The sequence below is a fragment of the Polaribacter sp. HA6-7 genome, assembly GCF_055693625.1.
On the sequence record NZ_CM146338.1, the window covers coordinates 2,048,075 to 2,071,155 of the forward strand.

Here is a 23,081-nt window from a genome sequence, read left to right on the forward strand (position 1 = left end):
GTAAATGGTATCGCTACAGGTAACTTGGTTTACAACAGAAATATTGATGGAAATAAATGGTATTTAATAGGATCTCCACTAGCAGGACAGACTATTGTAGACTTTGCAAACAATCACCCAAGTATTGCTAAAGGATCTGGATCTGGAACGGATAGAAACATTGCTTTGGCTCCTTTTGACAATTCAAAGGCAAATTCTTTAAGATGGTCTTATTATAAAGTTGGTCAAGTTGATGAAATTAATGGTGATGATACTGCAGATTTGTTAGCTCCAGGAAAGGGTTTTACCACTAGATTAACTTCCAATGGAACTTTAGCCTTTACAGGTACAATAAATACCGAAAATGTTGCAAAAACGGTAACTCAAGGTACAAACTCTTTTAACTTGGTTGCGAATCCTTATACTTCTTATTTAAGTAGTGCCGATTTCTTAACTCAAAATTACGGTGTAGGAAAAAGTTTAAAAACACAAACTTTATGGGTATGGAATCAAAATTTAAACGGTGGATTAGGTGATTATGATACAAGGGTAACTGTTCAAAATTTTGAGATAGCACCAGGACAAGCCTTTTTTGTTGAAGTTGAAAATACTAATGATATCAATTTTTCTGCGGCTGCACAAAGTCACCAAAATACAGATACATTCTTAAAATCTGAGAGACCAGAAATTAAATTGAATATTACAGACGGTACAAATATTAAATTTACAGAAATCTATTATATAGACGGAACAACAACAGGTTTTGACAATGGTTATGATGGAGAAATCTTTAACGGAGTTAGCTCTAATTTTCAGGTTTTTAGCGGTTTAGTTTCTAAAACTGATGAGAAAAAATTAAGTATCCAATCTTTACCTAACAGTAATCATGAAGCAATGATTATACCAATTGGTATTAATGCAAAATCTGGAACAGAAATTGAATTTTCAACAGAAATTAAAAACCTACCAGCTGGTTTAAATGTTTATTTAGAAGATACATCTAAAAATACATTTACAAAATTAAGCGATAGTAACAGCAAACATAAAATTGTTTTAGAAGAAGATTTAAACGGAACTGGTAATTTCTACATACATACTAGAGCCAAAGTATTAGCTACAGAAACAGAAGTTTTAGATAACACATCTATTTATAGTTCTAAAGGTAAAGTAACTATTAATGGTATTGTTAATTCTGATATTAACTTATCGATTTTTACTATTCTTGGTAGTAAAGTTTACAAGACAAACTTTACATCTAATGGTAGATCAGAAATTACATTACCAAAATTATCTAAAGGAGTTTATCTTTTACAAATAAAGAGTAGCACAAATAACATCACAAAAAAAATAATTTTAGAATAATCCCTATACATTCAATAAATGGAAAACAATAAAGACATTACAAGAAAAGAAGCCATAAAAAAAATTGGTAATTATGGTAAATATGCTGCTTTAACGGCTCTAGGAACTTATATGATTTTAAATCCTCAGAAAGCACAAGCGCAATCACCGAGCCACCTGGTGCAAACTTTTAAAACAATTTTTACTCATGATTTTTAAAAGTCTAATAAGCCCCAGATACTTTTTAAAATCATAAAGAGAAAGACGAACTTTATAGTTCGTCTTTTTTTATAATATTATTTTAGAATAACTACTAGCTACGAAATTGATAATTTTTAAATGTTTTATTATGAATAAATTTATTGCTACCCCAAAAAAAGCAAAAAGATAAATTATAGGGTGTTTTTCCTGTATTAAATAATTAAACAATCAAAAATTAACATACTAAAGTAGGTTAAAAAATAAATCGAAAACGTTTTCGATTTTCCGCAAACGTTTTCGATTTAATTTTTTTTTTGATTCACAAAACTGTAATAATTTTACATCGTAGAAACAAAAGATTATTAATCAGGAAATTAATTAAAAAAACTCTATTAAAAACCCCCATGTTAGACTATAGAGATTTCAAACGAAGCCCTAACTTCGTTTACATAAATCCCTAGCTTTTATTACCTATAAGTTATACCCCCATATATTTTATAGGTTATAAAAAACAAAAAAGACGAACTTATCAGTTCGTCTTTTTACTTTAAACTACACCAAACATAACATTCCCCCAAACGTTATATTTAACATATCATAAACTTAATTTATATAAAATAAGCTTGTTTTTATTACATTTTACGCAATGCTTTCTCTAAACTTTCAAATTTAAATTTAAAACCAGTATTTAAAATTTTACTACTAGATAACCTACTACCTTCTAAAAGGATAACTGCCAACTCTCCGAAAACTAATTTTAACAAAAAACCAGGTATGGCTATTGGTAAAAAAGGTCTACCGATAGATTTTGCTAATATTTTAGAAAAAGATTTACTTGTGTGAAATTCCGGAGAAACGGCATTAAAAACTCCTTCAAAATTTTCTTCAACAGATTTTAAATATAAATTACATAAATCTTCGATATCTATCCAAGACATATATTGGTTTCCAGAACCTAACGGAGAAATTATAGGTGTTTTCATTTTTTCTAACGCACCACCTTTTTTAGACAATACAATACCTGTTCTTAATATTGTTACGGATACATTTAACTCTTTAAATTTATTTGCCGCATTTTCCCACTTTAAACAAACCTCTCCTAAAAAATCATCTCCAGATTCATCACTTTCTTTAAAAACATTATTCACTGTTTTTGCTCCGTAGTAATTACTACCCGAAGCAGAGATAAAGCCTTTTAATTGAATATCTAATTTTTTAATTTTATCGAAAAGTAAATTTGCAGTCTCTACCCTACTATCAATAATAATTTGTTTTCTTTTATCAGTCCATCTTTTATCTGCAATACCAGCTCCGGCTAAATGAATTATATAATCGATATTTGTCAATGCTTTTTCATCAACAAATCCTTTAGAAATATCCCATTTAAATTCATTCTTATTTGAAGGGTTTCTGCTAAGAATTCTTACTTCATGATTATTAGCTAGTAAAACTTCTGTTAATTTACTACCAACTAAACCTGTACCTCCTGTAATTAATATTATAGACATACGACAAATATATAGAATTTTGTTTAATCTTTTTGTATTTTTGTAAAACAATAAGGTTTTTAAATTAACTTTTTAGAAAGATTTAAAATAACTAAATGTTGTATTTTTATTATGATGAAAAAAATAAAATAAGAAAAGGATTTGTTTTTAAATCTTACGAAGCAGAAAACATCTCTCCTTTTGAAAAACTTTTCGAAATATTTAAAGAACTAATTACACATACTTCGGTGATTTTGATGAAGCCATCGACTGGTTAAGATCTTTGGATGTAGAGTATAAATTAACCGATGAAAATTATACGATTGATGATTTTGTAGAAGACCTAAAAAAGAAAGGCTACATCAAAGAAGAAATCGATGGTAATGGAGTTGGCGGAACAAAAATTACTGCAAAAACAGAGCGTGCTATTAGACAACAAGCGTTAAATCATATTTTTGGTAAAATTAAAAGAAGCGGTGCTGGTAATCATAAAAGTAAATCGCCAGGAATTGGAGATGAACATACAGGTGATTTTAGAGCATATCAATTTGGAGACTCCTTAGACAAGGTTTCTATGACAGAAAGTATAAGAAACGCACAAGTTAATAACGGAATTAACGATTTTAATCTTACAGAAAATGATTTAGTTGTAGAAGAAACGCTGCATAAAAGCCAAATGAGTACTGTTTTAATGATAGACATTAGTCATTCTATGATTTTATATGGCGAAGACCGAATTACGCCTGCAAAAAAAGTTGCCATGGCTTTGGCTGAATTAATTACAACAAGATACCCAAAAGACACTTTAGATATTATCGTTTTTGGTAACGATGCTTGGTCTATCAAAATTAAAGATTTACCATATTTACAAGTTGGTCCTTATCACACAAATACGGTTGCGGGTTTAAATTTAGCTATGGATTTGTTAAGAAGAAAAGAAACACCAACAAACAAATATTTATGATTACAGACGGAAAACCAAGTTGCTTACGTTTACCCGATGGTCAATATTATAAAAACAGTAATGGTTTAGATAAATACATTGTAAACAAATGTTATGCAATGGCACAACAAGCAAGAAAATTACACATTCCTATTACAACTTTTATGATTGCACAAGATCCGTATTTAATGCAATTTGTTAGAGCATTTACCCAAGCAAATCAAGGAAAAGCATTTTATACCGGTTTAAAAGGTTTAGGAGAAATGATTTTTGAAGACTACGAAACCAATAGAAAAAAAGAATTAAAGGATAAATAATACAAGTAGTAAAAATAGAACTATAAAATATTAATTACTGCAAGTAAAAGAAAACTCAAATGAATATAAGCGGCATAAATACATTAGGAGATTTAAAAAAATCGGATACGAATCGAAATCTATAAAAGATGAATTAAGAGAAAACCTCATCAGTAAAATGATGAATAAAGAAACCATTTTTAAGGGTGTACATGGATACGAAAATACAGTAATACCAGAACTAGAAAGAGCTATTTTAAGTAAACATAACATCAATTTATTAGGTTTGCGTGGTCAAGCAAAAACTAGATTGGCAAGATTGATGTTGACCTTGTTAGACGAATACATTCCGGTAGTAGAAGGTTCTGAAATTAATGACGATCCTTTAAACCCAATATCTAGATTTGCAGTAGAATTAATCAAAGAAAAAGGAGATGACACACCTATTTTTTGGTTGCATAGAAACGAACGTTTTGCAGAAAAATTAGCAACACCAGATGTTACTGTAGCTGATATAATTGGTGATGTAGATCCTATTAAAGCTGCCAATTTAAAACTAAGCTACGCAGATGACAGAGTTATTCATTACGGAATGATACCAAGAGCAAACCGTTGTATTTTTGTAATTAATGAATTGCCAGATTTACAAGCTAGAATTCAGGTTGCTTTATTTAATATTTTACAAGAAGGAGATATTCAAATTCGTGGTTTTAAATTACGCTTGCCTCTAGATATGCAATTTGTATTTACTGCGAATCCAGAAGATTATACAAACAGAGGTAGCATTGTTACACCTTTAAAAGATAGAATTGGTTCTCAAATTCTTACACATTATCCTGCAGATATAGAAACAGCTAAAATAATTACCGCACAAGAAGCAAATAAAGTAGCATCACAAAAAGAGTTTATAGAAGTACCAGAACTAGCTAAAGATTTATTAGAACAAATTGTTTTTGAAGCAAGAGATAGCGAATATATAGATGCTAAAAGTGGTGTAAGTGCAAGATTAAGTATTTCTGCATTCGAAAACTTATTAAGTACTGCAGAAAGAAGAGCCATTATATCCGGCGATTCAAAAACAATGATTCGTCTAAGCGATTTTGACGGAATAATACCTGCCATTACTGGTAAAGTAGAATTGGTTTATGAAGGCGAACAGGAAGGTGCACACGTAGTTGCAGAAAAATTAATTAGAACTGCTATTAAAAATCTTTTTCCTGATTATTTTCCTGAAATTAAAAAATTAGAAAAACAAGAAGAAGAATCTCCTTATGACACTATTGTTTCTTGGTTTTTTAATATTGATACTGATTTTGAGTTATTAGATGATTATTCTGATAAACGATACAAAAGTGAATTAGATAAAATAGAACCCTTGCAAAAATTAATTACAAAGTATCAACCAAACATGAATGATACAGATACTTATTTTATGAAAGAATTTGTTCTTTGGGCTTTGGTAGAGTATAAAAAATTAAGCAAACAACGTTTTACAGAAGGTACTCAATTTAAAGATCCTTATGGTAATTTTATAAACGGATTATAATTTACTTAAAGACCTCACAGATATAAAAATTTGTGAGGTCTTTTTTAATGAATTAAATACCTTCGGATAATCTATATCTAAAACCGAAATAAAAGACTTCACAACCTCTTCTATACTTTTATTTAAATTGATAGTACTATCAATTTAAAAAAGACACTTATTTTTCAATTTAAAGAGTTTTAATAATTAGGTAAATAAAGATACTTAATTATTAAACACACAATTCTTCGTCATTTTTAAAATACGATTCTACTCCACTTAATATTCCTTATATAATATTTTTTGATGGGCTTAATTATCACAATCATAAAAATTAAATCTTAAGCTCATTACGTCTTGCCTAACCTGTTAATTTTTAATAATTTAAGAGAAAAATATAATTTTCTACTTAAAAATTACACTAAAATGAGCGTAAATAACTTAAAAATTGAAAATGAAATCAAGCTATTATCCTTTGATATAGACAACACATTAATCGATTTTCATACCTACAAAAGTAATTTCAAAAAAGTTTGGGATAAGTACAGAAAAAATAACAAAACAATTCTTACATATAACACTGGGCGTTTAATAGATGATGTTTTACATCTTATTAATAAAAACATTTTACCAAAACCCGATTATATTATTTCTGGTGTTGGTACACATATTTATAATTTTAAAGACAAAGCTGTAATTAAAGAGTTTAATGATGTTTTAGATGATGGGTGGAATTTAGATGCTGTAGAAAACATTATTAAAAAAATAGAACACCCTATTAGCGATCAACCAAGTAAATTTCAACATTCTTATAAGAGAAGTTACTTTTTTCATGATGCAAACACAGAACTTATAGAAAGTATAGAGCAAGATTTTATAGATGCCAACATGGATGTTAACGTTGTATATTCCGGTAATAAATTTTTAGATATTTTACCAAAATGGGCAAACAAAGGTAACGCCTTGCAATGGCTACTTAAAAAACTAGAAATTTCTACAAACGAAGTTTTAGTTGCTGGAGATAGTGGTAATGATTCTGCAATGTTCGACCTTAAAAACGTCTATGGTATTGTTGTTTCTAATGCACATGAAGAACTATATATTTATACAAAACATAAAAAAGTTTATCACACAGAAAAAACAAAAGGAGACGGTGTTATAGAAGGGTTAATTTTCTACGGAATATTTCCTGAAAAAGCCATAAAAGATATAGTTATAGATCATTCTGATGACTTTTTTATAAAAAGAGAAAAGGAAAACATAGCACAAGAAGACACAGACGAAAAAATTGCCTTAATTAAAGAAGGATACATAAAAGCGATAGAAGCTTTAAAGAAAAATATTACACCACTTGGTTTTTCGGCTTGTTCTATTAAAGATAACATACCAAATGGCATCGACGAAAATTACCACAGCGTTTGGGCAAGAGATGGCGCAATTACAGTAATTGGTTCTCTCTCTTTAATAGATGATGAAGAAATTCATCAATGTCAAAGACAAACATTAATTACGTTATTAGAACATATTTCTAGAAACGGACAAATACCTGCCAATGTTCGCTTAAAAAATGAAGAACCAGATTATTCGGTGTAGGCGGAATTTGCTCTATCGATAGCGGAATTTGGGTAGTTATTGCATTTTATGAATATGTAAATGTTACAAAAGATATTGCCTTTTTAAGAAAATACATTGATGCCATTAAAGAAACCATGCGTTGGTTAGGTGCACACGATAGTAATAACGATGCACTTTTAGAAATACCAGAAGCTGGTGATTGGACCGATCTATTTGGAAGAAGTTATAATATTTTATATGATGAGATTTTATGGTACAGATCTAACGTTTGCTTTGGTAGAATGTTAGAAATGTTAGGTAATTATGAAGAAGCTGGTGAATATATTAGGTGGTCTCAAGTAATTAAAAAAGAAATCGTTCAAAACTTTTGGCCTTCTACGCAGCAAAAATTATTTCAATCTGTATCATTTGCAGAAAAACAATTTACACTTGGTGATACTTCTTATTTAATAGCACAAACTACTCCTTTCGATTTTAGTTGGCGTTGTGATACTTTAGGTAATATTTTAGCCTTTTTACACGGCACAATAGATGCAGAAAAAGCGCATCAAACATTTAAATTTATGTTGGGTGTTGGTGTAAATGATCCTTTTCCTGTTGCCAACGTTTACCCAGTAGTTAGTCCTGGAGACCCAGATTGGAAACCTTACTATACCGTAAATCTTTTAAATCTACCAAACCATTACCACAACGGCGGAATTTGGCCTTTTGTTGGTGGCTTTTGGGTGAAATTTGTTAACAAACTTGGTTTTAGAGATATCGCAATTGCAGAACTTTACAAGCTTGCACTTATAAATAAAGAAGGTATAACAGACGAATGGGAATTTACAGAATGGGCTCATGGCACAACAGGTAAACCAATGGGTAAAGCTTACCAAGCTTGGTCTGCCGCACAATATATTTCTGCGTGTAGTAATTTAAAAATAATCAATACAAAAAAATAAAAATATGAAATCGATTTTAATGATCTCTTTACATGGGTATGTTGGAGCAAATGCAGAACTAGGAAAACCGGATACAGGAGGCCAAGTAGTATATGTTTTAGAATTAGCAGACAGGTTTAGTAGATTAGGCAAACGTGTAGATTTAGTAACAAGACAATTTGAAGACCAACCAGAATATGATCATGTAGATGATAATTTTAATATTTGGAGGATTCCTTTTGGTGGAAAAAAATTCATCAGAAAAGAAGATATGCACGACCATCTTAAAAAGTTTGTTACAAACACTTTAGCTGCCATCAAAAAAGAGAATAAAAAATATGATGTTGTTTATTCTCATTATTGGGATGCTGGTTGGGCAGGACAGAAAATAGCAGAAGAATTAGGTATTTGTCACGTTCATACACCACATTCTTTGGGTTGGTGGAAACAGCACACCATGGGAAGTGATATGGACGAAATAGAAATGGAAAAAACCTACCGATTTAAAGAACGTATTAGAAAAGAATATTTTGTCTATCAAATGTGTAATTATGTAATTGCAACAACGTTACCTCAAGTAGATTTATTAATTCAGCAATACGACGTTTTGTCTAGAAATTGTAGTATGATACCTCCGGGAATAGACGAGAATCGATTTTTTCCTGTTCCTTCAAAAGAAAATGACAAGATTCGTTTAAAATACGATATAAAACCTACCGATATTTTAGCATTAGGAAGAATGGCGCATAACAAAGGATACGATTTACTTTTACATGCTTTACCAACCGTATTTGAATTGTGTCCGGAAGCGAGATTGGTCGCTGCAATTGGTGGAGATTCTCAGCAAGACAGAGATGGTATTGAAAAATTAAAAGAATTGGCAGAAGAACTTGGTATTACAGATAAAATAAAATGGAAAAATTATATTTCTGATGAAGATTTAGCAAACGTATACAGATCTGCAAGTATCTTTGTAATGCCTTCTAGATACGAACCTTTTGGTATGGTTGCAATTGAAGCAATGGCTTGTGGCACACCAAGTGTTGTAACTGTGCATGGTGGTTTGTGCGATTTGATAGATTTTGGAAATCAAGCTTTATTTGCAGATCCGCATAGACCAACAGAGTTTGGTGCAATGATGGCAATGCCGCTCTTGTACCCTAATTTAAGAAACGAAATGTCTGTGGAAGGAGCTCGTTTTGCAAGACGAAATTTTGGTTGGACAGGTATTGCTAAAAGAATGTTGACTATTTTTAATAGCTCTATAAATCAACAAACAATGGAAACTAATATATTTTAATATTCTATGACAAAATTTGTGTGTTTTGGTGAAGTTTTATGGGATGTTTTTGATACTCATAAAAAAATTGGAGGCGCTCCTTTAAATGTTGCCAATAGGTTAAAGTCTTTTCATAATGATGTAGCCATAATAACTGCCGTTGGCAATGATGAGTTAGCAAAACCTATCTTAAAATTAATAGAAGATTTAAAAATTAATTTAGATGCAGTTTCTATTTTAAATGATTACAATACTGGCGAAGTCAATGTAACATTAAATAATAAAGGTTCGGCAACTTATAGCATTCCACAACCAAAAGCATGGGACAAAATACCTTATACAAAAGCATCAGAAAACTTAGTAAAACAAGCTGATGCCTTTGTTTTTGGAAGTTTAATAACAAGAGACAACGTTTCTAAAGAAACTTTATTTAAATTACTAGAAGTATCTAATTATAAAATTTTCGACGTTAATTTAAGAGCTCCTTTTTATCAGAAGGAGGTTTTAATAGATTTAATGCACAAAGCAGATTTTATTAAATTTAATGATGAAGAACTCTATGAAATTTCTGATTTTCTAGGTTCAAAATTTAATAATTTAGAACAGAATATTCATTTTATATCAGAAAAAACAAAAACAAAGCATATTTGTGTTACAAAAGGAGAACACGGAGCAGTTTTATTGTACAACGATTTTTTATTTTACAATAGCGGTTATAGAATTAAAGTAAAAGATACTGTAGGTTCCGGCGATTCTTTTTTAGCTTCTTTAATTAGTAAATTGCGAAATGGTGCTACACCACAAGATTCTATAAACTTCGCCTGTGCTGTTGGTGCTTTGGTAGCTGCAAATGAAGGTGCAAATCCTGTTATTACAGCAAAAGAAATTAATGCTTTTAGTTTGATATAATTATTACATTAATTATGCAATGCGTATTTACCTTTCTTGTATTTAGAACTTGGTATACTATCTAATATAAACGGAATTGAAACCAAACCATTTTTTGTTGGCTTATAAATAGTGAAATGCAAATGCGGTTCTGAAGAAAAACCTGTATTACCGTAATAACCAATAATTTGACCTTTTTTAATCGAATCACCTTTACTAACTAACACGCCATCTTTCTTAAAGTGCGCATATTGGATATAAGTACCGTCTTTATGCATTGCAAAAACAACATTTGCTTTGTTTAGATACTTTTTACTTGTACCATTTTTTTCAAAATGACTTTTTGCATCTACAACTATGGCATCTCTTATTGCACATACTTCTTGACCAATTTTCATTTTAAAATCTATAGCATATTTTGATGTTATTTTATTGTGAGAATAACTACCAAAATTACCTTGTAAAACTCTATAACGTTTCCCTTTTAAAAAAGGCAATTGGTAATTATAAAGCGTATCATAATTCTTTAAATTAGAAGTACCATAATAACCATAGAATTTGTAGTGCTCTAATATATAATTGGTATCAACAACAGATTTATTGAATTTTAATAAGATTTTTTCACTATTCTTATCAATATCTATAAATTGTTCTTTGGCAGCTCTATCTACTATTTTAATAAATATAGGAGAAACATTCTTGTTTTTGGTAGTTACAAAAATTGAATCTGTAGTTAGATTGAATTTAATATAATTTGGTTTTTTATATGTTTCTGAACACGAGACTAATAAAAAACCAATAATTAAAATTCTAAAATTCACTTTATCTCCATATTTTATTCGGAAAAACTACAACACTTTCATGACCGTTCTCTCCTACTGCAGAAACACCAAAAAAGAAATTATCTATAACAATACCTTCTAAAGTAAACTCTGTAGTTTCTACATATCTAGAATGATCCCAGGTTGGTGAAGTTGTATCTCTCCAATAAATCTTGTAACCTTTAGCTCCGTCAACTTTACTCCATTTTAATTTTGCACTAGCTTGTACAATTCCGCCAATGGCAACTTCTTTAGGAGCTTCGGTGCCCACGCTAAACTTGCTAAATTAATTGCATTTACAGCCGTTAATTTTTTAGCATACGGAAAATTAACATGCTCAAAAGTATCACCATAATTAATTCCGTTTTCGGTTCTAATATCTTGGTGCTGCTGTGTGTAATTTTCATGAGCTTCCATAATTCTAATTCCTGCAAAACCTAAATCGTTAAAAGGTCTATGATGCCCACCTCTACCAAATCTATCCAATCTATAAATCATCATCGGATTCATTTCTGGCATATATGTTTTTACATTATTATGAATATATCTTGCCAACTGTCTAGAAATACCATCTACTTCTCCACCATAAAAACGTCTCATTCTTCTTTGTCTTTCAGATTCATTTGCTGGCACTGGTTCAGAAAAAATTCTAAAAGATCTATTATCAATTACTCCATCAACTCCTTCGATATTACCAATCATATCATTGTTTAAAATTCCGATAATATCCCAATTATTATCTTTTGCATATTTAGCTAAACCTGCACCTCCAAAAAGACCTTGCTCTTCACCCGAAAGTCCAACATAAATAATACTACTTTCAAATTTATATTTACTTAAAACTCTTGCCGCTTCAATGGTTCCTGCCATTCCGGATGCGTTGTCGTTTGCACCGGGTGCATCCGTTGTAAAATCCATAGTATTACTAGCTCTCGAATCTATATCACCACTCATAATAACATATTTGTTTGGATATTTTGTTCCTTTTTGAACCGCAACAACATTTACAACCCAAGCATCATGTGGCACTCTTCCGTTTCCTTTTTTGGTAACAAAATCTTTCTGATAAAACACATCAATACAATTGTTACAGTCTTTAGAGATAGATTCGAATTCAGACTTTATCCATCTTCTTGCAGCGCCAATACCGCGTGTGTTAGAAATAGTGTCAGAAAATGTATTACGAGTACCAAATTCTGTTAACCTTTTAACATCAGCTTTAATTCTATCTGCAGAAACAGCATTTATAATATCATAAATTTTTGCGTCTGTTTGTGCTGAAAGTGATACTGAAACAAACAAGAATAGTAGTATTGTAATTTTTTTCATGATTGATGTATTTAAGATTTAAAATGATTTTTTTAAATCTATAAAGTTGAATGAATTTGAATGATTTGTTAAAAATATGAATTTTTAAACAGATAGAAAATCTACAAATTATATTGTATTAAAATTCTCTAACTTTTAAATTGGTTTTTCTTGAAGATTTACCTGTTTTTATGTTAAAATCTACTACACCCAAAACCAAATCTTCTTCTGTAACTACCTCTACCTTCCACATACCATCTTTTACGTTGTTTTTATAACTGTAGCCTCTATAACCATTGTCTCTTCCGCCAGTAATTTCAAATCCTATTTTATCGAGATTTTGCCAACTATCTAAACTTTTATTATACCATTTCCATTGATGATATATTTTCTTTTTTAAATCTGTTGGTGCAAATATCGAAGTAAAAACATATACAGGTTTGTTTATAGTTCTATTGAAATCTATTTTATGATCTCGCCAAAAGATATACCAATTGTCTATTTCATAAGAAACTTTATAATTACCATTTTGTATTTGAATATTGTGTGCAACTACACCTTTATCTAATGCTAATGGCACAGGCGGAATTAACCTGAAATAATAAAAAGCATTTATAAGTATGTAAATACTAAAGATTAAACCAAACATTTTCCACTTTACCATTGCTACTCTTGTAGAGTAACTATTTTTATAAACTAAAATTATTAGTAAAAATGTAGATACTAGGCTTATTAAACCGTAAATAATAAATATTTCTGTGTTCATTTTTTTAAAATTACCGGAATAAAAAAGCTAAAAAAGTGAAATTCACAAAAAAATAAGCGCCAAATTGCAAGTATTTATTTGAAACTCTTTTCTTAAAAAATTCATTTGCAAACAATAAAAAAAGTAAAATAAGAAAAAAAGATGCGGTCTTAGATAAAGAAACACTTCTAGAAAAATAAATTACATACGCACTTGTTAATCCTCCTAAAAAAACTGAATGGCTAAAGGTAAATACGCTTCATTTTTTCTGAAAAAAGTATTTTTCCATTTCTCACCATCAACCAAATTATAAATGTAAATACTAGCTGTTAAAAGCGTTATATAAGTGCATAGTATTACGATATCATAAACACGATCAATTCTACCAAGTGTTAAAGAATCCCAAGTAAAACCACCTATAAAAAAAGTAAAGGCGCGTATTTTTGATGTCTTTTTATATACTGATAAAAACGAGACTCTTTGTACGTAATGTTTTTACTAATTCTTATCATTAAAAACTATAATTTTTATTAGTGAAGATAAATAAATTTTATCGATACAAATATCAGAATTTACTACTTATAATCTTTTAAATTTAACACAATCATTTGTACTTTTATCAAACAAAATTACAATTCTAATTTTTCAATTTTAAATAAAATGAAAATCATAATATCACCAGCAAAGTCTTTAGATTTTGAAAGCAAAGCATCTACAGAAATCTTTACACAACCACGTTTTTTAGATAAATCTGAAAAATTGAGTAAAAAATTAAAATCGATTTCTAAAAATAAATTATCAGAATTAATGAAAATTTCTGATGATTTAGCTGCACTTAACTATGATAGAAACCAAGCTTGGAGCACTCCTTTCACAAAAGAAAATGCCAAACAAGCAATTTATTCTTTTACCGGAGCCGTTTTTCAAGGAATTGATGTAACAACTTTAAAAGAAGATAAAATACCGGTTTTACAAGATAAGCTTAGAATTCTTTCTGGCTTATATGGTTTATTAAAACCTTTAGATTTAATTCAACCATATCGCTTAGAAATGGGAACAAAATTAAAGGTAGGTAGAACAGAAAACTTATATAAGTTTTGGGATAATGACTTAGCAGATTCTCTTAATAACGAATTAACTGATGACGAATTACTTGTAAATTTAGCAAGCTCAGAGTATTTTAAGGCTTTACCTAAAAAAACATTAAAAGCACCAATGATAACACCTGTTTTTAAAGATTTTAAAAACGGACAATATAAAACTATTATGACCTATGCCAAAAAAGCTCGTGGTTTAATGGTACGCTATATTATAGAAAACGATGTTGAAACTATAGAAGATTTAAAAGGCTTTAATGTTGATAAATATCGTTTTTCTGAAGAAATGTCTTCTGGTAACGATTTGGTTTTTACTAGATAATGCAAATCAATAAAAAATATCTTTTATTCTTTTTACTAATATTTTTTGTAGAAATTTTAATTGCTTTATTTGTAAGAGATCAATTTATTAGACCTTTTATAGGCGATGTATTGGTAACCGTTTTACTGTTTGCTTTTTGTAGAATATTTTACAAGGGTAACGCTTTAAAATTAGCTTTTGGCGTTTTAATATTCTCTTTTACCATAGAGTTTTTACAATATTTAAAATTGATAGAAATTCTTGGTTTACAAAATAACAAAATAGCGGTTACAGTTTTAGGCGCAACTTTCGATTGGTTAGATCTTTTAGCATATCTTTTAGGTGTTTTAATTTCTTATTTTATTGATAAAAAATTAATTACTCCTAAAAATTAACAATCTACCATTCTTACGGTTACAGCCAAACCACCTTCTGATGTTTCTTTGTAATTCTTATTCATGTCTTTCGCAGTTTCCCACATAGTATCGATCACTTTATCTAAATGCACTAAAGATTCTTTAGGATTGGTTTCTAATGCAATTTCTGCTGCATGAATCGCTTTAATTGCGCCCATAGAATTACGTTCTATACAAGGCACTTGTACCAAACCAGCAATAGGATCGCAAGTTAAACCCAAATGGTGTTCCATTGCAATTTCTGCTGCTGATAAAGATTGAGCTGGTGTACCGCCTAACAATTCTGTTAATGCACCCGCAGCCATTGCAGAAGAAACACCAATTTCTGCTTGACAACCACCCATAGCTGCAGAAATCGTAGCATTTTTCTTAAAAATACTACCAATTTCGCCCGCAGTTAATAAGAATTGTTTAATTTGTTTAAAATCTGCTTCATGATTTTCAATAACCAAATAATACATCAATACTGCCGGAATAACACCTGCACTTCCGTTTGTTGGGGCTGTAACCACCCTTCCTAAAGATGCATTTACTTCGTTAACAGATAATGCAAAACAGCTTACCCATTTTAAAATTTCTCTAAACTTAACTTCTGTACTTCGAATTGCCTTAATCCATTCTTGTGGATTTTTATAAGTAGCGTCTTTTATTAATTTTTGATGTGTACCAAAAGCTCTTCTCTTTACATTTAAACCACCGGGTAATGTACCTTCTGTATGACAACCAATATACATACACTCTAACATTGTATCCCAAATTCTAGATAATTCTGCGTCTATTTTATCTGCGGAATTTATTTCTAATTCATTTTTAAAAACAATATCAGAAATTAATAAGTTTTCTTTTTCACAATATTCTTCTAACTGTATCGCTCTGTTTATTGGATACGGAAAATTCTTTTTATTGATTTCTATCTCTTCTTCTAAATGATCATTTTCTTGCACAATAAAGCCTCCACCAATAGAAAAATAAGTTTCTGTAGAAATTTCTTCACCTTTACAAAAACCTCGAAAAGTAACACCGTTAGAATGAAAAGGTAAAAAATCTCTATTAAAAACTATAGAATCTTTGTAAAAAGGTATTGTTTTACCTCCTTTAAAATAAAGTTCTTCTTGTGTATTAATTCTATCAACAATAATAAAAACGTCTTCGATAGGTATATACTCAGGATCTGCTTCACTTAAACCTAATAAAATTGCCAAATCTGTGGCGTGCCCCTTACCTGTTAAAGATAAAGAACCGTACAAATCTACTTTAACAGCATCTAACTTTTCTAAAAAATTATGCTCTCTTAACGTTTTAACCCACTGTTCTGCAGCGCGCCAAGGACCTAAAGTATGTGAACTAGAAGGGCCAACGCCAATCTTTAACATATCAAAAACACTAATAAATTGCGACATTCGTAAAAATGATTAATAAATATGCTGTAAATGTAAAAAATCCAACTCAATGAGTTGGATTTTTTTATATAATTTAAAAAGATATATTTCTACATTCCGTAAACAGACTCTTTATTAAACTCTTTAGCTAACATATAGTAAACAACTGCTCTGTATTTATTTCTTTCAGATTTACCTATTGCATCTACAACTTTAGCAATAGCTTCGTCCAATTTTGGTCCATCTTCTAAACCTAACTTCTTCATTAAGAAATTTTTCTTAACAGTTAATAATTCTTTTGCATCAGAACCGGACACAGTTTCTGCATCTCTTTTATAAATAGATGGCCCTAAACCTTTAGTTACTGCTTTTAATAAATCAGCATCATAACTTAGACCTTTTTCGTCCATAAACTTAGAATACTGTGCTACTTTCTCGTCAAATTTACTCATGATTTTTTCTTTATTTTTTAAAAAATTAATTGAACTATCCAAATATAAGGAATTTAAAATTGTATTCAAATATTCTTTGTGTTCAATAAATTAGACGCAATTTATGTCATAATGTCACATAAATAATTCGTCATTTTTAAAAAAACTGACATTTCATAATAAATAACCAGTTGGCACACCCTTTGACTATAGTGTGAATGTAAAATTGAATTTAAAAATTAATATAAAATAATTATTATGAGTAAAATAATTGGAATCGATTTAGGAACAACAAACTCTTGTGTTTCTGTAATGGAAGGAAATGAGCCAGTTGTAATTCCTAATGCTGAAGGAAAAAGAACTACACCATCTATTGTTGCCTTTGTAGAAGGAGGAGAACGTAAAATTGGTGACCCTGCAAAAAGACAGGCAGTAACAAACCCAACAAAAACAGTTTCTTCTATTAAACGTTTTATGGGTAATAAATTTTCTGAATCTTCTAACGAAGTTAAAAGAGTACCTTATAAAGTAGTAAAAGGAGATAATGATACACCTAGAGTAGATATTGATGGTCGTTTATATACACCTCAAGAAATTTCTGCAATGGTTCTTCAAAAAATGAAAAAAACTGCTGAAGATTATTTAGGATCTGATGTAACTTCTGCAGTTATTACAGTTCCTGCATATTTTAACGATGCACAAAGACAAGCTACTAAAGAGGCAGGTGAAATTGCTGGTTTAAAAGTAGAAAGAATTATTAACGAGCCTATTGCAGCTGCTTTAGCTTATGGTATGGACAAAGCTAATGATGATAAAAAAATTGTTGTTTTTGATTTTGGTGGTGGTACACATGATGTTTCTATCTTAGAATTAGGAGACGGAGTTTTTGAAGTTTTAGCTACAGATGGTGATACACACTTAGGTGGAGATGATGTTGATGCTAAAATTATCGATTGGTTAGCTGCAGAATTTAAAGCTGATGAAAACATGGATTTAACTACAGATCCTATGGCTTTACAACGTTTAAAAGAAGTTGCAGAAAAAGCGAAGATAGAATTATCTTCTTCTGCTTCAACAGAAATTAACTTACCTTATATTACTGCAACTGCAAGCGGTCCTAAACACTTAGTTAGAACTTTAAGCAGATCTAAATTTGAGCAGTTAATTGATGATTTAATTAAAAGAACTATTGAGCCATGTAAAACTGCATTAAAAAATGCTGATTTATCAACTTCTGAAATAGATGAAATTATTTTAGTTGGTGGTTCTACTAGAATACCTGCAATACAAGAAGCTGTAGAAAAATTCTTTGGAAAATCACCAAGTAAAGGAGTAAACCCAGATGAGGTTGTTTCTTTAGGTGCTGCAATACAAGGTGGAGTTTTATCTGGAGATGTTAAAGATGTATTATTATTAGATGTTACACCTTTATCTTTAGGTATCGAAACAATGGGGAATGTTTTCACTAAATTGATAGATGCAAACACAACTATTCCTACAAAAAAATCGCAAGTATTTTCTACTGCTGTTGACAACCAACCTTCTGTAGAAATTCACGTTTTACAAGGTGAAAGAGCAATGGCAGCAGACAACAATACAATTGGTCGTTTCCATTTAGATGGTTTACCACCAGCACAAAGAGGTGTACCTCAAATTGAAGTAACTTTTGATATTGATGCCAATGGTATTATTAAAGTTTCTGCTTTAGATAAAGGTACAAACAAATCTCATGAAATTAGAATCGAAGCTTCTTCTGGTTTATCTGAAGAAGAAATCGAAAAAATGAGACAAGATGCTGAAGCTAATGCTGAAGCTGATAAAGCTGCTAAAGAAACTGCGGAAAAAGTAAATGGAGCTGATTCTATGATCTTTCAAACAGAAAAGCAATTAAAAGAATTTGGTGATAAATTATCTGATGATAAAAAAGGACCAATTGAAGCTGCTTTAGTAGAGTTAAAAGCTGCACATGAATCTAAAGACTTAGCACAAATTGATGCTGCTATGGAAAAGATAAATGAAGCTTGGAAAGTTGCTTCTGAAGAAATGTATGCTGCTGAACAAGCTGCAGGTGGCGCAGATGCAGGTGCACAACAAGGTCAACCGAAGCTGGTAATGCAGATCAAGGTGACAATGTAGAAGATGTAGATTTCGAAGAAGTAAAGTAAGCAGATTACAAAATTTCATTAGAAATTTTAAGTAAATAGCTTTTGCTAATTTAATTTTAGCACTTATTCAAAAAAAGAAAATTATATTCTTTAAATATTTTAAAACGCAATCATTAATTTGATTGCGTTTTTTCTTTTAACAAACTTTAAATTCTTAAATAATTTAAGATAAATAACTACTCATTACAAGAAATAAACGCTTCACTAAAAAATTGAAAACTAAAATATTTAAATTAGTAAATTTATAACCAAATATAAATCCTATTGAAATTATTAAGAATTTTATATCTATTTCTTATTATTTGTAATGCTATTTCTAGTAACGCACAAGAACCAGTATCTATACATTTAACAGATAAAGATGGTTTACCGGACATAGAATTTTATTCTATGAAAGAAGATAAAGAAGGATTTATTTGGTTTGCATCTGATAAAGGATTGCATAGATATGATGGTAAAGTTTTTAAACAATTTTCTCATCCAGATAAAAAAGGTAGATCTCTATTTAACCTAAAAATTGGTCCAGAAGGAAGAGTTTGGTGTAATAATATTGCCGGCCAGTTTTTCTATGTAGAAAATAATAAACTTGTTTTATTTAATGACTATCAAAAAGAATTAAAAGGTCAACTGGCAGACTATATTTTTTTCAATAAAAAACTTTTAATAAGACAAAGAGACAACATTCTCTCTGTAAATATTAAAACAAAAGAAATCAAATCTATTTATAAAAATGCAAATACAACAAGTATTGGAATCACAATGCCTAATCAATATCTGTTTTTAAATAGAGATAATAATATTGTTTTACTAGATACTCTACTTAAAAAATCTAGTTTTAAATTAAAAACCAAAGAAAATATTACATTTTTCTCTCATTTTACAAAAGCAAACAATAAGGTGTTTATTGCTTTTAGAGACAATATATTAAACAGGTCTTTATTGGTTTCTGTAGATATAGAACATAAATCTACAACACAAATTAAACTTCCTAAAAAAATTAAAAACTCTAAAATTAGTAGGATTACAAACATCAATAATCAATTATACTTAGCTACAAATAAAGGAGTTTTTATAACAGAATCTCATCAAGGTAAATTAATTCTTACAACTCATTTTTTAAAAGATAAAATGATAACAGATATTATTGAAGATAAAAATAATATCATTTGGGTTGCCACATTAAAAAACGGTGTTTTTGTAATACCTAATAAAAACTTAAAGCAGTTTAATACTTTTAAAAACGTACAAATAATAGAGCAAAAAAATGATTCGATTTGTTATTTAGCTAAAAGAAATGGCGAATTATTAGAGTTAAATATCAAAACTAATAAGCTACATAAAAATTTAATTATAGATGAAACACCTATACGAGCTTTAGATTATAATAAAAGCAACAATACACTTTTATACTTTTCCGATTATCAAAACTTGGTGTATTCTAATAATTATAGCAAGAAAAAAGAGATAACTAAATTTGGATCTATAAAATCTGTTGCTTTTGTTAATGACACTACGTTTCTTATAAGTTCTTCATCAGGTACAAAAATTGTGAATCCTAAAAATAATTACACAATAAGTAATATTAGATCACACGAGTCTATTTATTCTGCAATAAATAAAAAAATATTTTTGGCAGATGTAGAAGGTTTAAAAGTGTATGATGAAAGTTATTTAAAAGAACCAAGTATCACCTACAAAAACAAACCTATTTATGGTTTTAATATTGTAGAAACAAACAATGGTTTAATATGGGTTGCTACTTACGATAACGGTATTTTAGGTATTAAAAACAATAAAGTTATTTATCATTTAAATGAAACGAATGGTCTTGCATCTAATGACATTAATTGTATCACTGCAGATAATGAAGGTTTATGGATTTCTACAGATAAAGGTTTACAATACTATAACAGCAACTTAAACGAAGTAAAAGTACTAACCAAGCAAGACGGTATAAATTCTTACAAAATTAAAGATTTAGAAATTTTAGGAGATTTTTTAATTTACACCAATAATCTAGGTGTTTATGGCTTTAATAAAACTAAAATTTTTAAGCAAAAAGAACCACCTTCTATATATCTTACAAAGATTTCTATTCAAGAAAAACCAGTAGAAATTAAAAATAAATATGTTTTAGACCACAATAAAAGCAATGTTGATATTAGTTTTAATACCAAAGAATTTCAATCTGTAAAACACATTATTTACGAATACAAATTTGCAAAAGATAAAGATTGGACGGTTTTAAGAGAAGAGGTAGATTTTGTTAAATTCATAAATTTGGCACCTGGTAATTATATCTTTCAATTACGTGCAAAAAACAAATTCAGTAAAAATTACTCGAAAACAATAGAACTAAATTTTGAAGTACTTGCCCCAATTTATCAAAGATGGTGGTTTATTTTAATAGGTTTCCTTTTAATTGTATTGCTAACGATTACTTATGTAAACACAAAAACAAAAAGGCTAAAAAGATTACAAGCAAAAGAATTAGAAAAAGAGAGAATTAGCAAAGCTTTGGTTTTTTCTCAATTAGAAAACCTTAGATCTCAAATGAATCCTCATTTTATATTCAACGCTTTAAATTCCATTCAGGATTACATCATTTTAAACGAAAAAAAATTAGCGAGACAGTATTTAGTTAAATTTTCTAGATTAATTAGAACCTATTTAGAACATAGTCAAGAAACAAATATCACTTTAGAAGAAGAAATAAAAGCTTTAAAACTCTATTTAGAATTAGAAAAAGATAGATTTAATAACGAACTTATTTTTACCATTTTTATAGATGATGAAATAAACACAAAAACAATATTTGTACCGTCTTTATTTATACAACCTTATGTAGAAAATGCCATAAAACATGGTTTATTACATAAAAAAGGTAGAAAAATTTTAAATTTAAATTTTTCCTTAAATTCAACCAACAAAAAAATTATTTGTGTTGTTGATGATAACGGAATTGGCAGAAATGCTTCTGAAATTATAAAAAATAGAACTAAATTTCCTAAATCTTTTGCAACAAAAGCAAATCAAAAAAGAATAGATCTAATAAACTCTACAACAACAGAAAAAATAGAAATAGAAATTATAGATAAAGTAGCCGATGATAACAAACCAACGGGAACTAAAATAATTCTTACAATACCAATACAATAATTTTATGAAAGTTTTAATAATAGATGATGAAAGTCATGCTAGAAATGTTTTAGCTACATTACTAGAAGAAGAATGCAATGGTGTAGAAAATATTTATCAGGCTACTAATTTAAGCGAAGGTGTATCTATTATAAAATCAAAAAAACCTCAACTAATTTTATTAGATATAGAAATGCCACAACAATCTGGTTTAGAAATTTTAGATTATTTTAAAGGTGAACCTATAGATTTTAAAATAGTATTTACAACTGCCTACAATCAATATGCAATTGAGGCTTTTAAAACTTCTGCGGTAGATTATTTACTTAAACCCATAGATTCTGATGAACTAAAATCTGCTGTAAATAAAGTAAAAGTAATATCAGAAAACTTATCGGTAAAAGATAAAATATTAACTTTAGAAAAATCTTTTCAGCAATTAGCACTTAATAAAATTGCGTTAGACTTACCTCGTGGTATTAAGTTTATATCGCATGACAAAATTTTATTTTTTGAAGCAGATGGTGTATACACTAAAGTACACTTGGTAAATGGATCATCTGAAACTATTTGTAAAACTTTAAAGCATTTTACAGATCAATTAGCAGACAAACCTCTTTTTTACAAACCACACCGTTCTTACTTAATTAATTTAAAATTTATGGACGAACTTATTAAAAAAGACGGAATACACATTGTTATGCAAAATAAAAGAACCATACCAATTGCTAGAGATAGAAAAGATGCATTCTTAAAAATGATTAACAATACATTTTAAACAATTTAATTAAAAATTACAGTTCACTAAATTTTTTAAACGGTTCACTAAATAATTTACTCTAA

General features: G+C 29.2%; 15 protein-coding genes and 4 pseudogenes. 13 read left to right on the top strand and 6 right to left on the bottom strand.

Going from position 1 to position 23,081, the window contains the following annotated elements; translation table 11 throughout:
* Positions 1-24 precede the first annotated feature (24 nt).
* Entirely contained in the window at positions 25-1,341 is a 1,317-nt protein-coding gene (locus ACZ1HD_RS11465) for a T9SS type A sorting domain-containing protein (protein ID WP_472687492.1), read from the top strand.
* Between the two features lie 18 nt (positions 1,342-1,359).
* Positions 1,360-1,539: a hypothetical protein gene (locus ACZ1HD_RS11470; protein WP_472687493.1), complete on the top strand. Its 180-nt coding sequence runs from the start codon at positions 1,360-1,362 to the stop codon at positions 1,537-1,539.
* Between the two features lie 614 nt (positions 1,540-2,153).
* Here ACZ1HD_RS11470 and ACZ1HD_RS11475 read toward each other — a convergent pair.
* The gene (locus ACZ1HD_RS11475; RefSeq protein ID WP_472687494.1) at positions 2,154-3,029 is read right to left on the bottom strand and encodes a TIGR01777 family oxidoreductase; all 876 of its coding nucleotides are present in this window, start codon (positions 3,027-3,029) and stop codon (positions 2,154-2,156) included.
* 95 nt (positions 3,030-3,124) lie between these two features.
* On the opposite strand from ACZ1HD_RS11475, the pseudogene ACZ1HD_RS11480 reads away from it, so the two are divergent.
* The 6 genes and pseudogenes from ACZ1HD_RS11480 (at position 3,125) to ACZ1HD_RS11505 (ending at position 10,458) form a co-directional block, all read left to right on the top strand.
* Positions 3,125-4,268: pseudogene (locus tag ACZ1HD_RS11480) on the top strand (vWA domain-containing protein).
* Between the two features lie 59 nt (positions 4,269-4,327).
* Positions 4,328-5,793: pseudogene (locus ACZ1HD_RS11485) on the top strand (MoxR family ATPase).
* A 405-nt stretch (positions 5,794-6,198) separates the two neighbouring features.
* Complete coding sequence (locus tag ACZ1HD_RS11490; RefSeq protein WP_472687495.1) at positions 6,199-7,365, top strand: HAD-IIB family hydrolase; 1,167 nt, start codon at positions 6,199-6,201, stop codon at positions 7,363-7,365.
* A 74-nt stretch (positions 7,366-7,439) separates the two neighbouring features.
* Positions 7,440-8,291 (top strand): amylo-alpha-1,6-glucosidase, encoded by an 852-nt coding sequence (locus ACZ1HD_RS11495; RefSeq protein ID WP_472689344.1) that lies wholly within the window; start codon positions 7,440-7,442, stop codon positions 8,289-8,291.
* 4 nt (positions 8,292-8,295) lie between these two features.
* Entirely contained in the window at positions 8,296-9,570 is a 1,275-nt protein-coding gene (locus ACZ1HD_RS11500; RefSeq protein WP_340933126.1) for a glycosyltransferase, read from the top strand.
* Positions 9,571-9,576: 6 nt separating this feature from the next.
* Positions 9,577-10,458: a carbohydrate kinase family protein gene (locus ACZ1HD_RS11505; RefSeq protein WP_472687496.1), complete on the top strand. Its 882-nt coding sequence runs from the start codon at positions 9,577-9,579 to the stop codon at positions 10,456-10,458.
* A gap of 8 nt (positions 10,459-10,466) precedes the next feature.
* On the opposite strand, the gene ACZ1HD_RS11510 is transcribed toward ACZ1HD_RS11505, so the two are convergent.
* From ACZ1HD_RS11510 to ACZ1HD_RS11520, 3 genes and pseudogenes are all read right to left on the bottom strand, one after another.
* On the bottom strand, positions 10,467-11,258 hold the full coding sequence (locus tag ACZ1HD_RS11510) for a M23 family metallopeptidase (RefSeq protein ID WP_472687497.1): 792 nt from the start codon (positions 11,256-11,258) through the stop codon (positions 10,467-10,469).
* Position 11,259: 1 nt separating this feature from the next.
* Positions 11,260-12,587: pseudogene (locus ACZ1HD_RS11515) on the bottom strand (M28 family peptidase).
* 118 nt (positions 12,588-12,705) lie between these two features.
* A complete protein-coding gene (locus ACZ1HD_RS11520) occupies positions 12,706-13,332 on the bottom strand; it encodes a DUF2914 domain-containing protein (RefSeq protein ID WP_472687498.1) in 627 nt (208 codons plus the stop codon).
* A 639-nt stretch (positions 13,333-13,971) separates the two neighbouring features.
* Here ACZ1HD_RS11520 and yaaA point away from each other — a divergent pair.
* Together yaaA and ACZ1HD_RS11530 are read left to right on the top strand one after the other, a co-directional pair.
* Positions 13,972-14,730: a peroxide stress protein YaaA gene (gene yaaA, locus ACZ1HD_RS11525; RefSeq protein WP_472687499.1), complete on the top strand. Its 759-nt coding sequence runs from the start codon at positions 13,972-13,974 to the stop codon at positions 14,728-14,730.
* Positions 14,730-15,104: a ribosomal maturation YjgA family protein gene (locus ACZ1HD_RS11530; RefSeq protein ID WP_472687500.1), complete on the top strand. Its 375-nt coding sequence runs from the start codon at positions 14,730-14,732 to the stop codon at positions 15,102-15,104. The genes yaaA and ACZ1HD_RS11530 overlap by 1 nt, the downstream gene beginning before the upstream one ends.
* Here the strand turns inward: ACZ1HD_RS11530 and ACZ1HD_RS11535 are convergent.
* Both ACZ1HD_RS11535 and ACZ1HD_RS11540 read right to left on the bottom strand, forming a co-directional pair.
* Positions 15,101-16,525 carry an L-serine ammonia-lyase gene (locus ACZ1HD_RS11535; RefSeq protein ID WP_340933108.1) on the bottom strand — a complete coding sequence of 475 codons (1,425 nt, stop codon included), beginning with the start codon at positions 16,523-16,525 and terminating at the stop codon, positions 15,101-15,103. The two genes, ACZ1HD_RS11530 and ACZ1HD_RS11535, sit on opposite strands and share 4 nt — an antisense overlap.
* An 89-nt stretch (positions 16,526-16,614) precedes the next feature.
* On the bottom strand, positions 16,615-16,956 hold the full coding sequence (locus ACZ1HD_RS11540) for a DUF2853 family protein (RefSeq protein WP_077811369.1): 342 nt from the start codon (positions 16,954-16,956) through the stop codon (positions 16,615-16,617).
* Positions 16,957-17,193: 237 nt separating this feature from the next.
* Here ACZ1HD_RS11540 and dnaK point away from each other — a divergent pair.
* The 3 genes and pseudogenes from dnaK to ACZ1HD_RS11555 all read left to right on the top strand — a co-directional run bounded on the left by dnaK (position 17,194) and on the right by ACZ1HD_RS11555 (position 23,016).
* A pseudogene (gene dnaK, locus ACZ1HD_RS11545) lies at positions 17,194-19,100 on the top strand (molecular chaperone DnaK).
* 264 nt (positions 19,101-19,364) lie between these two features.
* Entirely contained in the window at positions 19,365-22,259 is a 2,895-nt protein-coding gene (locus ACZ1HD_RS11550) for a sensor histidine kinase (RefSeq protein WP_472687501.1), read from the top strand.
* Between the two features lie 4 nt (positions 22,260-22,263).
* Entirely contained in the window at positions 22,264-23,016 is a 753-nt protein-coding gene (locus ACZ1HD_RS11555) for a LytR/AlgR family response regulator transcription factor (RefSeq protein WP_077809770.1), read from the top strand.
* Positions 23,017-23,081 lie beyond the last annotated feature (65 nt).